Source organism: Nocardia sp. NPDC051321, from assembly GCF_044455225.1.
GTDB lineage: Bacteria > Actinomycetota > Actinomycetes > Mycobacteriales > Mycobacteriaceae > Nocardia.
On sequence record NZ_JBITEM010000002.1, the window covers coordinates 629,674 to 645,557 of the forward strand.

The 15,884-nt window shown below is 68.7% G+C and carries 12 protein-coding genes; 9 read left to right on the plus strand and 3 right to left on the minus strand.

Annotated elements, in window-relative coordinates; genetic code table 11:
- The 3 genes from ACIA8C_RS06995 to ACIA8C_RS07005 are packed head-to-tail and all read right to left on the minus strand — an operon-like array spanning position 1 to position 3,556.
- Positions 1-2,493 carry an FtsX-like permease family protein gene (locus tag ACIA8C_RS06995; RefSeq protein WP_397131736.1) on the minus strand — a complete coding sequence of 831 codons (2,493 nt, stop codon included), beginning with the start codon at positions 2,491-2,493 and terminating at the stop codon, positions 1-3.
- Positions 2,490-3,197 (minus strand): ABC transporter ATP-binding protein, encoded by a 708-nt coding sequence (locus ACIA8C_RS07000; protein ID WP_397131738.1) that lies wholly within the window; start codon positions 3,195-3,197, stop codon positions 2,490-2,492. The genes ACIA8C_RS06995 and ACIA8C_RS07000 overlap by 4 nt, the downstream gene beginning before the upstream one ends.
- A 35-nt stretch (positions 3,198-3,232) precedes the next feature.
- A complete protein-coding gene (locus ACIA8C_RS07005; protein ID WP_397131740.1) occupies positions 3,233-3,556 on the minus strand; it encodes a hypothetical protein in 324 nt (107 codons plus the stop codon).
- A gap of 159 nt (positions 3,557-3,715) precedes the next feature.
- Between ACIA8C_RS07005 and ACIA8C_RS07010 the strand changes: the two genes are divergently transcribed.
- The 9 genes from ACIA8C_RS07010 (at position 3,716) to gatB (ending at position 15,774) form a co-directional block, all read left to right on the plus strand.
- A complete protein-coding gene (locus ACIA8C_RS07010) occupies positions 3,716-5,065 on the plus strand; it encodes a sensor histidine kinase (RefSeq protein ID WP_397131742.1) in 1,350 nt (449 codons plus the stop codon).
- 28 nt (positions 5,066-5,093) lie between these two features.
- Positions 5,094-5,789, plus strand: a complete 696-nt coding sequence (locus ACIA8C_RS07015) for a response regulator (protein ID WP_397131744.1) — start codon at positions 5,094-5,096, stop codon at positions 5,787-5,789.
- A 43-nt stretch (positions 5,790-5,832) separates the two neighbouring features.
- The gene (locus ACIA8C_RS07020) at positions 5,833-8,361 is read left to right on the plus strand and encodes a protein kinase (RefSeq protein ID WP_397131746.1); all 2,529 of its coding nucleotides are present in this window, start codon (positions 5,833-5,835) and stop codon (positions 8,359-8,361) included.
- Positions 8,362-8,380: 19 nt separating this feature from the next.
- Positions 8,381-9,241, plus strand: a complete 861-nt coding sequence (locus ACIA8C_RS07025; RefSeq protein WP_397131748.1) for a hypothetical protein — start codon at positions 8,381-8,383, stop codon at positions 9,239-9,241.
- A 110-nt stretch (positions 9,242-9,351) separates the two neighbouring features.
- Positions 9,352-10,920: a protein kinase gene (locus ACIA8C_RS07030; RefSeq protein WP_397131750.1), complete on the plus strand. Its 1,569-nt coding sequence runs from the start codon at positions 9,352-9,354 to the stop codon at positions 10,918-10,920.
- A gap of 100 nt (positions 10,921-11,020) precedes the next feature.
- Positions 11,021-12,055 (plus strand): ATP-dependent 6-phosphofructokinase, encoded by a 1,035-nt coding sequence (locus tag ACIA8C_RS07035; RefSeq protein WP_397131752.1) that lies wholly within the window; start codon positions 11,021-11,023, stop codon positions 12,053-12,055.
- A gap of 80 nt (positions 12,056-12,135) precedes the next feature.
- Positions 12,136-12,579: a hypothetical protein gene (locus ACIA8C_RS07040; protein WP_397131754.1), complete on the plus strand. Its 444-nt coding sequence runs from the start codon at positions 12,136-12,138 to the stop codon at positions 12,577-12,579.
- Between the two features lie 257 nt (positions 12,580-12,836).
- Entirely contained in the window at positions 12,837-14,216 is a 1,380-nt protein-coding gene (locus ACIA8C_RS07045; RefSeq protein ID WP_397131756.1) for an alpha/beta hydrolase family protein, read from the plus strand.
- 52 nt (positions 14,217-14,268) lie between these two features.
- Positions 14,269-15,774 (plus strand): Asp-tRNA(Asn)/Glu-tRNA(Gln) amidotransferase subunit GatB, encoded by a 1,506-nt coding sequence (gene gatB / locus ACIA8C_RS07050; RefSeq protein WP_397131758.1) that lies wholly within the window; start codon positions 14,269-14,271, stop codon positions 15,772-15,774.
- Positions 15,775-15,884 lie beyond the last annotated feature (110 nt).

The following is a 15,884-nucleotide window of genomic DNA, read 5'->3' on the forward strand; positions in this document are numbered from 1 at the left end:
TCAGTCGACCGCCAGGGCTGCCACGATCGGCATGCGGCCCGCGCGCAGTGCGGGCGGTATCGAACCGAGCAGGGCGAGCGCGAGCGCGGCCGAACCGTAGACCAGCAGCATCGGACTCGGCTGATAGACGATGTCGATGGTGAGCGCGTGCGCCATGGCGACCGTGGCCAGGTATTGCACGGCGGCGCCGACGACGAGACCCAGTGCCGCGCCGACCAATCCGATCCCGGCCGCCTCGGCGAGCACCGAGCGCATCAGGAACTTGCGGTTCGTGCCCATGGCCCGCAGCACGCCGAGTTCCCTGCGGCGCTCGAGCACCGATAGCATCAGCGTGTTCAACAGGGCCACCGTGGCGACCAATACCACGATCCACAGGATGGCGTTGCTCAACGCCGAGCCCTGTCGAATGCTGGCGGAGACAGCGGTGACCGCGGCCGCGCCGGTATCCACGTGGATCTGCGGCGGCACCACCTGCCGCACCGCGGCCTGCACCGCCGCGCGGTCGGCGCCGGGCGCGAAGTCGACCGTCACGACCGTCTCGCCCGGCCGCTCGTACCATTGCCGCAGCACGTCGACGTCCATCATGACCACGCCCGATACCGCCGAAAAGTACGGAATCACTTGCCGCACAGTGACGGTGTGTTCGCCGGTGGGGGTCGGCAAACGCAGCTGGGCGCCGACTCCGACGCCGAGCGATTTCGCCACGTCACGCGATACCGCCACGCCATCACCGGCGGACAGCTGTGCGACGACCGCGTCGTCCAGCTTGCCCATCTGGGATTCGCGCGCGTTGGCCGGATAACCCTGCAGCATCACCCGACCGGTGCCGAGCGTGGCGAAGGCCATCTGTGCCGGGCTGACCCGCTCGACGCCGGGAACCGCGGCGATCCGGTCCACCAGTCCGGCGGGCAGCAGCGGACCCGTCGGGAACTCCGCTATCGGGGCGGGGCTGATGTACAGATCGTCCTTGGCCAGGTCTTGGAAGGAGGCGGTGGCGGAGTCGACCATATTGTGCGACGCACCACCCATGGTGACCGTGGCCGCCACACCGATCAGCACGGTCATCGCGGTCGCCCACACCCGGCGCGGCGCCCGCTCCAGCGTGGTCGCGCCGAGGGCACCGGGCGCGCCGAACACGCGGGCGGTCGCCGCGGCGGCCCGGACCAGTGGTCCGGTCGCGGCGAAACAGAGCACGATGGCCGCGGTGAACGCGGAAGAGATGGTGGCCAGCGAATAGCGGCCCAGGTCCAACTCGGCGATCACGATCGCCAGCGCGGCCAGCGCGAGGCCCGCGACGGTCGCGACCCAGCGCAGCAGTGGGCTCGTCACGTCGGTGCGGCCGACGCCGACCGGGACCAGCGCCTCGATCGGTTCCACCTTGTACACCTGGCGCGCGGCCAGCCCGGCCGCGGCCACGCTGGCGACCACACAGGCGCCGATCGCGACCGGAATCGCGTAGCCGGGCACCAGGTACTCGGTGCGCGCCTCCACCGACGCCACGATGGCGGCGGGCAACTGGCCGATCGCCATGCGCCCCATGAAGATTCCGAGCAGCGCGCCGACGCCGCCGCCGAGCACGCCGAGCAGCGCGGCCTCGGCGAGCAGGTCACGCACCATCGGCCCGCGCTTGCCGCCGATCGCGCGCAACAGCGAAAGCATGGGCCTGCGCTGGGCGATCGCCATGCTCATCGCGTTGTAGATGAGAAAGGCCGAAACGATCAGCGCCGCAACCGAAGCCATCATGGTGGAGTACCGCACCAGCTGGACCGCGCCGCCCGCCTGCGCGGTGCGCAGGCTCGGCTCCGCGACCACGGCACGACCGTCGACGACCTTGGTGAGTGCGGCACGCAACGTGTCGACCTTGGTGCCCGGCGCCGGGATGATCTGAATGGAATCGAGCCGACCGACCCGCCCGGTGACCTGCTGCGCAAGTCCGAGCGGCGCCGCGACGAGATGGCCACCGTTGAGTTGCTTCGAGGTCGCCTTGTCGAGAACCCCTGCGACAGTGACGGTTCCGGAGCCGAGGGTGAATCGCTCGCCCTCCGCGTGCCCCATCGCGGCACCGACCAGAACGCCGTTGGGCACCGAGAGCAGCTTGCCGAGCTGCGCCGTCATCGGCCCGGCCAGCTCGCTGCCCAGCGCGCCGATATTCTGGTCCGCGCCGATCAGCAGCGCCCGATCGGCACCGGAGCCGATCTGCGCGCGCAGCATCGGCACCGCCTTCTCGACCCCGGGCGCGGTCGCGATCCGCGGCAGCAGTTGCTGATCGAAGCCCGCATCGGTGACGCCCGTGACCTCGAGCGCGGCCCGGCCGCCGAGGCTGTGCGTGAGCCGGTCCACCGACCCGGTGACCGAACCCGAGATGCTGAGCACCGCGACCAGCAGGCCCGCCGACACCCCCATCACCACCAGCGACATGGCGGTACGCCCGCGATGTGCGAGCAGTTCGCCGATGTTGAACAGCCGCAGTCGATCCCATGCGGCGCCGATCACGCGCGGACCGATCGGTCGGTGCTGTTGTTCGAGCCAATGCGCCCGTCGTGCAACGTGATCACCCGGTCGCAATAGGCGACCGCGTCGTTGTCGTGGGTCACCATCACCACCGAATTGCCGGATCCGGCGATCCCGCCTAGTAATTCGAGGATCGAGGAGCCGGTCTTGGAATCAAGGTTGCCGGTGGGCTCGTCGGCCAGGATCAGCGGCGGATCCATGATCATCGCCCGGGCCACCGCGACCCGCTGCATCTGACCGCCGGACAGCTCGGCGGGCCGATGACTCGCCCGATCGCTCAGCCCGACGAGGTCGAGCAGCTCCAGCGCGCGCGGCTTGGCCTTGCGTAACCCGGTGCCGTCCAGCAACTTCGGGATCGCGACGTTCTCCCACGCGGACAGCGTGGGCAGCAAGTTGAAGAATTGGAAGATGAAGCCGACGCGGTGGCGGCGGAACTCGGACTGGCGCTCATCGTCGAGCGACCCGATCTCCTCGCCCTGGAACAGGATCGAGCCCGCGTCTGGGGTATCGAGGGCGCCGAGCAGGTGCAGCAGCGTGCTCTTGCCCGAGCCGGAGGGCCCGATGATCGAGGTGAATTCGCCGGGTTCGATGCGCAGGCTGATCTCGTCGAGCGCGCGGACCGTCTGCTCGCCGACCCGATATTCCTTGGTCACCCCGGATAATTCGAGCATCGCGGTATTCGACATCGTTGTCCCCCCACCTTGTTCGGTCGGTTATCAGTTCAGTGTCGCGCCAGTACTGCTGCCTCGTGGTTGCGGCGACGATACTGCGCGTCCAGGACGGCACGCAGCGCAGGCTGCTCGGCGGCCAGCTCGAGGTAAGCATCGATCGCCGACTGTCCTTGGGCCAGCGCTTGATCCAGCTTCGCGTCGAGATGGATGTTCCAGCGATAGCGCAGGGCAAGTAACACTCCGTCCGCACCGCCGAACAGCCGCTCCAGGTCCGGGATTCCGGTGAACAGCCGTGGATCGGCCGGATCGACGGCGGCGCGAGCCAGGACGGTGTGCACAACTTCGGTGCGGGCGTGCTGATCTTTCCAGGACATGAGCCTCGCCTTTCCGTGTGACGCTGCGACTCACGGTACGGCCGGGCCGGTCCGGCTGTCTTCGTGCCGGAGACCCGAATCGATCTCCGCCCACGGTAGGAGAAACGACCCGCTCCCGGAACGATGTACCGGCCAGGACCGGGCGGTTAGCCTTACCGGATGGGTGTGATCGGCGTGCCCACCCCGGCGCCTGAATCGAGTTCGGTGGCCCGCGCGTTCCGGCGCGTGGCGCTCGGTCTGCGCCGCTCCGGCGACCGCGTCGCCGAGTTCGCCCGACAGCCGGTGACCGTGTTCCAGCGCAGGGTCGAGGAACTTCCGTTCGACTATCCGCCGTCGGTCATCTTCGTGGTCGATATCGCGGTGTGCCTCGTCGCCATCGCGGCAGCGGTCCAGCGGCACAGCTACTTTCCGACCGCTCTTCCGATTCTTGCCGTGCTGCTGACCACCGCCTTCGGACCGATGTACGCGTTTCTCGGCGTGATGCCGCGGCCGGTGACCCTCGCCCTGCTCGCGATGGGGGCCGAGGCGCTGTTCCTGCTGCAACCGATCTCGCCGGACTTCGCGCCGTTCGTGCTCGTCGCGGCGGCGGGCGAGGTGGCGGCGCTCACCGGACTGCGAGTCAGCGTGCCGATCACCGCCGCGATGATGCTCGAACTGGTCTTGTTCGACATGTACGGCCATCTGTCCGAAGGCTTGCCGACCTACCTGATCACCGTGCTGGTCACCGTCGCCTTCGGATGGATGGCCGGGCTGCTGCTGCAGTATCAACGCCGATTCCTCTATCAGGAACGTGGTTATCAGGACGTCCGCGCGGCCCAGGCCGCGGACGAGGAACGCCGCCGGATCGCCCGCGAGGTACACGACGTGATCGCGCACTCGCTGAGCATCACCCTGCTGCATCTCACCGCGGCGCGGCACGCACTGCAGACCGATCGGGAAGTAGACGAGGCGGTGGATTCGCTCACCGAGGCCGAAAAACTGGGCAGGCAGGCCATGGCCGACATCCGGCGCACCGTCGGGCTGCTCGACGCGCGGCCGTCGAAACATCAGCCGGAACCCGGCGTCGAGGACATCGCGAGTCTGGTCGGCGACTTCGCCAGGGCCGGGCTCGAGGTGCGCTACGTGTGCGCCGAGGATCTGCGCGCGGTGACGCCGGCGGTCGGTCTCGCGCTGTATCGGATCGGGCAGGAGTCGCTGGCCAATGTCGTCAAGCACGCGCCGGGTGCCGCCGCCTCGATCCGGGTCGCGGTGGATAGCGCGTCGGCGATATTGACGGTGCACAACACGCTGCCCGGCGGTCTGCCCGCGCAGCGGGGGACCGGGATGGGCGTGTCGGGGATGGTGCAGCGCGCCGAACTGCTGGGCGGTCGGATGATCGCGGGTCCGTGCGACGGCGGCTGGTCGGTCCGGGTGGCTATTCCGCTCGCTCCCGCCCGCGCGGGTTTCGCGTGCACACCATGGGCCGGGATGTCGCACGGCGGCCCGTCGCCGATACGGGAGTCGTGGTGAGACACCACCGCGAGTGGAAGGAGTCCCTGTGACAGCGGCATCGCCGTCGAGCGCCGACGACGCGGTCACCGTGCTGGTGGTCGACGACCAGGAGTTGGTCCGCGGCGGCCTGCGCCGCATCCTGCGCCGCCGCGACGGATTCGTGGTCAGCGAATGCGCCGACGGTGACGAGGTGCTCGCCGCGGTGGTGGCTCAGCGGCCCGACGTGGTGTTGATGGATCTGCGGATGAAACGCGTCGGCGGCATCGACGCCACCCGCGTCCTGCGCGCTCGCGAGGGGTCACCGCCGGTACTGGTGCTGACCACCTTCGACGACGATCAGCTGCTCTCCGGCGCGCTGCGGGCGGGCGCGGCCGGTTTCATCCTCAAGGACGCACCCGCCGAGGATTTGATCCGCGCGGTGCGGATGGTCGCGGGCGGCGGCGCCTGGCTCGATCCGTCGGTCACCGAGCGCGTGCTGTCGGCCTATCGCACCGTGCGGCCGAGCCCGACACGCGCCAACACGCGGTTGTCGGAGCTGACCGCGCGCGAGTACGAGGTGCTCGAATTGATCGGACGCGGCCGGGTGAACACGGAGATCGCCCGCGAACTAGGTATTTCCGAAGTCACCGTGAAAAGCCATGTCGGACACATATTCGGCAAGCTCGAGCTGCGAGATCGGGCCGCCGCGATCGTCTTTGCGTTTGACCACGGGGTGGTGACACCCGGAGAATCCAACCTTTGACGGGCAGGCGTCGCGAGAGTTATGCGTGCACTCCTGGCCCGGGATGTGGAGGATTGACGGGGTGGAGGCACCTGGGCCGAGAACCGGTACACGGTTTGGGCCGTACGAATTGCGATCGCTGCTGGGCAAGGGGGGGATGGGCGAGGTATACGAGGCCTACGACACGGTGAAGGACCGTGTGGTGGCGGTCAAGCTGCTGCACGAGGAACTAGCCGGCGACCCCGCCTACCAGGTCCGGTTCCGGCGCGAATCGCAGGCGGCGGCGCGGGTTGCCGAGCCGCATATCGTCCCCATTCACGACTGGGGCGTCATCGACGGCGTGTTGTTCATCGACATGCAACTGGTGCCCGGCGTCGACCTGCGCACGCTGTTGCGCACGGAGGGTGCGCTGAGTCCGGTTCGCGCGGTTGGCATCATCGAGCAGATCGCGAGCGCGCTGGACGCCGCACACGCGGGCGGCCTGGTGCATCGCGACGTGAAACCGGCGAACATCCTGGTCACCGCGGCGGATTACGCCTTCCTCGCCGACTTCGGCATCGCGCACACCGAGGGCGACAGCGCCGTCACGGTGGTCGGCATGGCCGTCGGCTCCTACATCTATATGGCGCCGGAACGCTTCGACGTCGCCCAGGTCACCGGCCGCGCGGACATCTACTCGCTGTCCTGTGTGCTGCACGAGTGCCTGACGGGGGCATCGCCTTTCCCGGCGGCCAGCATGAATGTGCTGATCCGGTCGCATCTGTCCGATCCGCCGCCGCGGCCGAGCGCGCAGCAGGCGGGCATCCCGGCCGGACTCGACGCGGTGATCAGCCGTGGCATGGCCAAGGACCCGGCCGATCGATGGCCGACCGCGGCCGCGCTGGCATTGGCCGCGCGGGCCGCGCTCGCCAGCGCGCCCTCGACCAGTGCGCCGCAGGCAGGGTCGCCGTCGACCGGCGCCGCTGCGGCGGACGCGCCCGCGGCCAACGTGCCGCCGCCGACCGGTCCGATGCTGGTGGTTCGCGCGCCGGGGGCGGTGCCGCCGGAATCGACGGGCGAGATCTCCGCCGTGATCCTGCCCGGCGCGCCGACCGTGGTGCGGCCGACCGAAATCCAGTTCACCACGCTGTCCTCGCCGCAGGAGCCCGCGGCTCCGTTCGGACCGTCGCCGCGCTGGACACCCGAGCAGGGGTTGCCGCCGGTGCGGCCGTTCCCTGACGCGCATCTGTACTCGGAGCAGTCCGGTGGACAGGCGTATTCGGAGCATGCCGGTGCCGGGCCGTACCCGGATCGCCCAGGGGGACAGCAGTATCCGGACCAACCGGGCGGACAGCCGTACCCGGGGCGGCCGGGAAACCAGCCGTATCCGGATCAGTCCGGTGGTCGGCCGTATCCGGATCAGGCAGGGGGACAGCTCTACTCGGGACGGCCTGGCGGTCAGCCGTACTCTGAGCAGTCCGGGGATCAGCCATTCTCGGATCAGTCCGGTGGTCGGCCGTATCCGGACCAGGCAGGGGGACAGCCGTATCCAGGACGGTCCGGGAACGAGCCGTACTCGAACGGAAATGAGCCGTACGCGGATCGGCCAGATGACGCGTACTACCCGAATCAGCGCGGCGGACAGCCGTATTCGGATCAGCCCGACGTACCGTTTTCGGGCGGCCGCGGGGCGCAACCGTATGCGGAACCGCCCGCGGACGTGCCGTTCACGGAACATCCTGGTGCGAACGCGTATTCGCAGAATGAGCCCTACGTCGGCGGGCAGGCGTATTCGGACGCCCAGCAGTACGAGACCACGCGATTCCCGGACGCACCGGGCAACCAACCGCCACCGGCTGGCGACTATCCCCCCGATTACTCGGCGACCCAGGCGTATTCGGCCCCGGCCGGGTACACCGCGCCGGAGGCCTACTCCGAGCCCGACGAGTACTACGGAGCCGGCGGCTATTCCGCGCATGGCAGCCACGCTCGCCCCGACTATCCGCCGCAGAGCAACTACGCGGCCCAGAGCGAGTACGCGGAGCAGGGCTACGCGGACGACTACGACGACTATGAGCCGGAGGAAGATCCGTACGCCTCGACCGGTAAGCGCCGATCCGTCCTGCTGCCCATCCTGATCGGTGTGGTGGTGATCGTGGTGGTCGCCGTCGTCGGTGCGATCGGCTGGCAGGTGTTCAGCTCCCGCAACGTCGCGCAGCCGAGCGAGCAGCAAGCCGGTGCTCCGGTGCCGACCGCGAGCCCGCAGGCCCCGGCACCGGGCAGCTCGTCGGCGCCGCCGGTCGCGTCCACCCCGGCCAAGCCCACGACGGTCACCCTGCCCGCCGGTGCCAAGCCGTGCACCCAGGGCACCTCGGCCTCGGGCACGTTCACCAAGTCCGCCACCGGATCCGCCGCGACGACCTGTGCGTTCGCCGAGGAAGTCCGGCGGGCGTACGCCGAAACCACTACCGCGAACACGATTTCGCGGGAGGGGCCGCGCACCGTGACGGCGACCAGTCCGGTGACCGGACGGACCTACACGATGAATTGCCTCAGCGAAGGCCAGCTCGTCACATGCAGTGGCGGCGAAAACGCGGTGGTGTATGTATATTGATCGATCCCGTGCGGCTCGAGTGCGAAAAGCATTGGGCTGTGCGGCATTAGCCATGTTCCTGGTGGCCGGATGCGGATCCGGCAGCGACGGTTCCGGCTCGGACGAGACCAGCATTACCGCGGCCGCGTCGCACGCGGACCAAAAGGGCCTGTCCATCACGGTTCCCGGCACCCTGGCCGCCGCCGTCGCCGAGCTGCAGGCCGGTGTGCGCGGCAAGGTCGGCATGGCGATCATGCCGGTCGGCGGCGACCGGGTGGTCAGCTTCGGTGACTGGACCTCCGGGCCCGCCTGGTCAACGATGAAGGTGCCGTTGGCCATTGCCGCGCTGCGGCTCAGCGGCGGCAATCCAAGCTACGCCGCGACGGCCGCGATCACCGCCTCCGACAACGCCGCCGCCGACACACTGTGGCAGTCGCTCGGCGGCAATCAGGAAGCGGCGCAGGCGGTGCAGCAGGTACTGCGCGAGGGTGGTGACGCCAAGACCACCGTGCCCGCCACCAGGTCCAGACCCGATAATTCGGCCTTCGGTCAGGCGGACTGGTCACTCACCGACCAGGTGCGGTTCGCCGCGCACCTACCGTGCCTGCCGGAGTCGGCGCCCGTGATCAATCTGATGGAACAGATCCAGGCGGCCCAGCGCTGGGGCTTGGGCGCCTTCACCGGCGCCGAGTTCAAGGGCGGCTGGGGTCCGGACACCGCGGGCGCGTATCTGGTCCGGCAGTTCGGTTTGATCTCCACCCCGTCGGGACAGATCGCGATCGCGTTCGCCGCGCAGCCGGACTCCGGCGCGTTCTCCGACGGGATGACCATGCTGGACAAGCTGTCCACCGTTATTTCCCAGCACTTGGACGAGCTGTCCGGCGGTCGCTGCCCCGCCTGATCCGCCGAACTTGACCGGGTAACGGGTACCCCTGAGAATCCCGACTTATCGGATGTAGGCCGCCGGGTGCGACGGTGTGCCGGTCGCGCACGTGAGGTGGAGGTGTCGGGGTGGACGGACCGCGAACGAGGATCGGGACTCGATTCGGTCCTTACGAGCTGCGCTCGCTGCTTGGCCGCGGCGGCATGGGCGAGGTCTACGAGGCCTACGACACGGTGAAGGACCGGGTCGTCGCGGTCAAGCTGCTGCCGCCCGCGCTGGCGAAAGACCCGATGTTCCAGGAGCGGTTCCGCCGCGAATCGCAGGCGGCCGCGCGGGTGGCCGAACCGCACGTCATCCCGATCCACGACTGGGGCGAGATCGACGGCGTGCTCTACATCGACATGCGGCTGGTGCGCGGCCACGACCTGCGTTCGGTGCTGCGCGGCGAGGGGCCGCTCACCCCGGCCCGCGCGATCGGCATCATCGAGCAGATCGGTGCCGCGCTGGACGCCGCGCACGCGGAGGGGCTGGTGCATCGCGACGTCAAGCCCGCCAACATCCTCGTCACCGCGTCGGACTTCGCCTACCTGGCCGACTTCGGCATCGCCAGGTCCGCGAAGGATTCCGAGATGACCGCAACCGGTGCGGCCGCGGTCGGCTCCTACAGCTACATCGCGCCGGAACGCTTCGAGAACGGGCCGATCACCGGCACCGCCGACGTCTATTCGCTCGCCTGCGTCCTGTTCGAATGCCTCACCGGCACACAGCCTTTCCAGGCCAATGAGATGAGTGTGCTCATCCGCTCGCATCTTTCGATGCCGCCGCCGCGTCCGAGCACCATCAGGCGTGGCGTACCAGCGGCATTGGACGAGGTGATCGCGCGCGGCATGGCCAAGCGGCCGACGGACCGTTACTCGACCGCGGGTGGGTTGGCGTCGGCGGCGAAGTCGGCGCTCACGGGGCGGGCGGTGGTCGCGGTGACGGAGTTGCCGACCGACCGAATGGGCTTGGTGCGGCCGAAGGCACCTCCGACGGTGGTGTTCCCGGCCGTCGGACCCCAGCCGATCGCGAATGTCCCTCCGCCGGACGCGATTCCGCGTCGGCCCGGCGACAGTCAGCCCGGATCGAGCCGGATCACGCGGCCGCCGGAACCGAGTCGCGAGGTGAGTCGCCGCAGTGAAGTCGTTCGGCGCGAGCCCGTTCGGATCCCCGAGCCGAGCCGCGTCGAACGCCCGGATACCGGCCCGCGCCCGGCCACGGTAGTGCCGACCGAAGCGAACAAGCCTGCGACACCGCCGAAGCGACGGTCCCGCGCCAAATTGTTCAGAGTGGTCGGTGCGCTCGTCATCGTGCTCGCGCTTGCGGGTGTCGTCGGCTGGCTGAAGCGCGACGCGTTCACCTCCGGCCCCAACGCCCCGACTCTCGCGCCGGTGCCCGCCACGGCCAGGGGCTGCGCAATCAAGTACCCGCCAGCGGGCCGCTTCACCCTTTCGGCGATCGGCAACGGCGTCACGTCGTGCGACTTCGCTGAGGAAGTCCGCAAGGCCTACGGCGAGGGTTCCGACGCCGACGGTAACCGTCAGGTGATCGCGTTCAGCCCGGCCACCCAGAAGAACTACACGATGGAGTGCGTCACCCGCGACGGCCTGGTCACCTGCACCGGCGGCGAAAACGCGTTCGTTTACCTCTATTTCTGACGCATTTGTTTGCCTCCGAGTGAATTAGCGGCGTGGTACTTACCCAGGCTTCCCGGGGGTCGTCCTGCCGTATGCGGCCGGGCGGGGCAAGATAGCGGCCATGCGCATCGGAGTCTTGACCGGCGGCGGAGACTGCCCTGGACTGAACGCGGTCATCCGTGCCGTCGTTCGCACCGCGAACGGCCGCTACGGCGACGCGATCGTCGGGTTCGAGGACGGTTGGCGCGGTTTATTGGAGGATCGCAAGATCCAGATCCACAACGATGACCGCACCGACCGGCTGCTCACCAAGGGCGGCACCATCCTCGGCACCGCCCGCACCAACCCCGACGTGCTGCGCGCGGGGCTCGGCCGGGTCAAACGGACGCTGGACGACAACGGCATCGACGCGCTCATCCCGATCGGCGGCGAGGGCACGCTCACCGCGGCGAGCTGGCTGGCCGACGAGGGCGTCCCGGTCGTCGGCGTGCCGAAGACCATCGACAACGACATCGACTGCACCGACGTCACTTTCGGCCACGACACCGCGCTCAGCATCGCCAGCGAGGCGATCGACCGGCTGCACACCACCGCGGAATCGCACCAGCGCGTGATGCTGGTCGAGGTGATGGGGCGGCACGCGGGCTGGATCGCGGTGAACGCGGGCATGGCGGCGGGCGCGCACTTGACCCTGGTGCCCGAGGTGCCGTTCGACGTCGACGAGGTGTGCGCCATGATCAAGCGCCGCTTCCAGCGCGGCGACAAGCACTTCATCTGTGTCGTCGCCGAAGGGTCGCATCCCGCCGAGGACTCCGGTTTCGCGTTGCGCGAGGGCGGTATCGACGAATTCGGGCACGAGCGGTTCACCGGTGTCGCCCAGCAACTCGGCGCGGAGATCGAACGCCGCATCGGCAAGGAGGTCCGCACCACGGTGCTCGGCCACGTGCAGCGCGGCGGCAGCCCAACCCCGTACGACCGGGTGCTGGCCACCCGGTTCGGCCTGCACGCCGCCGAGGCGGTGCACGCCGGACAGTTCGGGCAGATGGTCGCGCTGCACGGCAGCAACATCGACCTCGTCCCGCTGGCCGAGGCCACCAAGCAGCTCAAGCGAGTGCCGGACGAGCGCTACCGTGAGGCCGAGGCATTCTTCGGCTGATCGGTCGAATTCGCCAGGGCCACAGCCGATCAGCGCAGCCCCGGCCGTGCCGGCCGGCCCGCCGGGCTACGCTGGCGGGCATGGCCGACTTACACGTCAACGACCTGCCGGAGCCCGACGTCGCCGTGCTGCGCCGTCGGGCCCGCGCCGCCGGACTCCCGCTGCTCGGTTACGTGCGCCAGGAACTGCTCGCGCTGGCCGACAGGCGCTGCGCCGACGACACGGTCGTGGAATTCCTGGAGTCCGAAGGCCGCGAACTCATCCCCGAGATCGACACCGCGGCCATCGCCCTCATCGAGATCTATGACCTGCCCGCCGAGGCCCTGCGCACCTTCGGCCGCCGCGCCTTCGCAACCGGCCTGCCGCTCAGCGACTACGTCCGCCAGGCCCTCATCACCTCCGCCCGCCGCAGCACCTTCGACGACGTGATGCTCGAATTCCACGAAGCCCAAGACCGCGACCCGAACCTGAACCTCGACATGGAATCCATTGCCGCCTCGGTCCGCTACGCGCGCGGGGAGTGAGTACCCACGTGACCACCGGCGATGGTCGCCACAGAACTCCCGACCGCTGAGCTTCGGCTGCGCATGGCCCGTTTCGCCGAAGGTCCCAGCGGAGCATCGATCATCGCCGAAATCGACGCGGCCTTCGGTGCAGATCGGTTGGATGACTGAAACCGGGCCTTCTCGGCACTTGTGTGTTTCGCGACCTTGCGCGGCCCTCGGAGTGACGAGTTGCCTTCTGCGCAAAGGTTGTCACCGGCGGTCGGTACTGTGGATTCATGCGCACTGGGCGACTGATCGCGTTGGTCCTGTTCGTTGTCGGCGTGCTGGTTGCGGGTTGCTCGTCGGACTCGAACCCGCCGGAGCCGACCACCGGTGACTGGCACGGGGACATCGAGATCCCCGATCATCCGCTCGCGGTCGGCGTGACGTTCACCAGTAAGGACACGGCGACCATCGATATCCCGTTGCGGGGCATGACTGGTACGCGGTTGACCGACGTGCAGTCCAGCCGCGAGGGGGTGTCCTTCGCGATCGCCGATGTCCCCGGCGACCCGAAATTCCACGGCACCTACGACCAGGGCGCCGATCGGATCACGGGTGACTTCACCCAAAGCGGAAAGACATTCAAGCTGTCGCTGCAGCGCGGCAAGGTCGCCCCGCCGAATCGCCCGCAAACGCCGAAGGAGCCGTTCCCGTACAAATCCGAGGACGTCACCTATCGCAGCGGCGACATCACCATCGCGGGCACGCTCACCAAGCCCGAGGGCAGCGGCCCGTTCCCCGCGGTCCTGCTGATCACCGGCAGCGGACCGCAGGATCGCAACGAAGAACTGATGGGCCACAAGCCTTTCCTGCTGGTCGCGGACACGCTGACGCGATCGGGCTACGCCGTCTTGCGCTCCGATGACCGAGGCGTCGGCGGAACCGGCGGAAAGCTGGACGACGCGAATTACACGGACCTGTCCAATGACGCGGCAGCAGGCGTCGGATTCCTGCGTGGCCGCCCGGACATCGACCCGACGCGCGTCGGACTGTTCGGGCACAGCGAAGGCGGTTATCTCGCGCCGCTGGTGGCCTCGCGTCCCGACAGCGGTGTCGCGTTCGCCATCCTGATGGCCGGTCCGGGTGTGCCGGGCGCCGATGTGCTGGTCGAGCAGACCCGTTTGATCGCCGCTGCCGGTGGTGCCCCCGCCGATGAGGTGGACACCCAGGTGCGGCAAACCACTGAGCTGGCAGCCTTTTTGAAGGCTGGTGACCTGGCGGGCGCGAAGGACGCGGCGCGCAAGCAGAACGCGGCCCTGCCGCCCGAGAAGCGTGCCCCCGAATCCGAGGTGGATGCCGGAATCACCCCGAACCTGGCCGCCCTGGTCGCCTACGATCCGGCACCGGCGCTGAAGGCCCTGCGCATTCCGGTGCTCGCGTTCTACGGCGGGAACGACCTCCAGGTACCACCCAGCCAGAGCGAACAGCCGATGCGCGACAACCTCGCCGCCGACCCCGACGCGACCGTCCACGTGTTCCCCGGCCTCAACCACCTGATGCAACCCACCAAGACCGGCCTGCCCAGCGAGTACAGCAGCATCGAGACGACCATCTCGCCGGAGGTCCTCACCTTCGTCACGGGCTGGTTGACCCAGCGCGTCCAGCCGAAGTAGTTGGCGAGGAGCCCGTGTGCTCCCGCGCGGGGCCTTACATAGAATGTTTCGCATGAGCGCACCCACACTCGACTTGATGGACTATTCGGATGTCATCGCCCGCTTCGAGCCGGTGCTTGGCCTGGAGGTCCACGTCGAGTTGAACACCGCGACCAAGATGTTCTGTGGCTGCCCGACCGAATTCGGTGCCGATCCGAACACCCAGGTGTGCCCGGTGTGCCTCGGCCTGCCCGGCGCGCTGCCGGTGGTCAACGAAAAAGGTGTGGAGTCGGCGATTCGCATCGGCCTGGCGTTGAACTGTTCGATCACGCCGTGGGGACGGTTCGCCAGGAAGAACTACTTCTACCCGGATCAGCCGAAGAACTACCAGATCAGCCAGTACGACGAGCCGATCGCCACGGAGGGCCACCTCGACGTGCTGCTCGACGACGGCAGCACCTTCCGGGTGGAGATCGAGCGCGCGCACATGGAGGAGGACACCGGCAAGTCGACGCACGTCGGCGGTGCCACCGGCCGCATCCACGGCGCCAGCCACTCGTTGCTCGACTACAACCGGGCCGGCGTGCCGCTGGTCGAGATCGTCACCAAGCCGATCACCGGCGCGGGCGAGCGCGCGCCCGAGGTGGCCCGCGCGTACGTGACCGCGCTGCGCGAGGTGCTCAAGTCGCTCGGCGTGTCCGACGTGAAGATGGAGCAGGGTTCGCTGCGCTGCGATGCCAACGTGTCGCTGATGGAGATCGGTGCCAAGGAATTCGGCACCCGCACCGAGACAAAGAACGTGAACTCGCTCAAGAGCGTCGAGGTCGCCGTCCGGTTCGAGATGCGCCGCCAGGGCGCCGTGCTCGCCAACGGCGGCACCATCGTGCAGGAGACCAGGCACTTCCACGAGTCCGACGGCACCACCTCATCGGGCCGGATCAAGGAAACCTCCGAGGACTACCGCTACTTCCCCGAGCCGGACCTGGAACCCGTTGCGCCCGAAGCGGAGTGGGTGGAGCAGCTGCGCGGCACCATCCCGGAATACCCGTGGCTGCGCCGTACCCGCATCCAGTCCGACTGGAACCTGTCCGACGAGGTGATGCGCGACCTGGTCAACGCGGGCGCCCTCGATCTGATCATCGCGACCGTCGACGCGGGCGCTCCCGCCAACGAGGCCCGCTCCTGGTGGGTCGCCTACCTCACCGAAAAGGCCAAGGAGCGCGAGGTTTCGCTCGAAGACCTGCCGATCACCCCGGCCCAGGTGGCCGAGGTGATCAACCTGGTCGAGGCGAAGACGGTGAACAACAAGGTCGCCAAGCAGGTCGTCGACTTCGTACTTGCCGGCGAGGGCGAGCCCGCACAGATCGTCGAGTCCAAGGGTCTCGGCATGGTCAGCGACGATAGCGCCCTGCAGTCCGAGGTCGAAAAGGCGCTCGCCGCCAACCCTGACATCGCCGAGAAGATCCGTTCCGGCAAGGTCCAGGCCGCGGGCAAGATCGTCGGCGACGTCATGAAGGCCACCCGCGGCCAGGCGGACGCTGCCCGCGTGCGCGAGCTCGTGCTGGCTGCTTGCAGCTGAGTCCGGTTCGCCCGCAAGGGGTTCGGATGATTTACGGCAGGTCGGCTGAGCTCCGGTAGCCTGAGCGTGCGCGGGCCGAACCTGTTCGCGCACAAACGAAAGGGCCGACT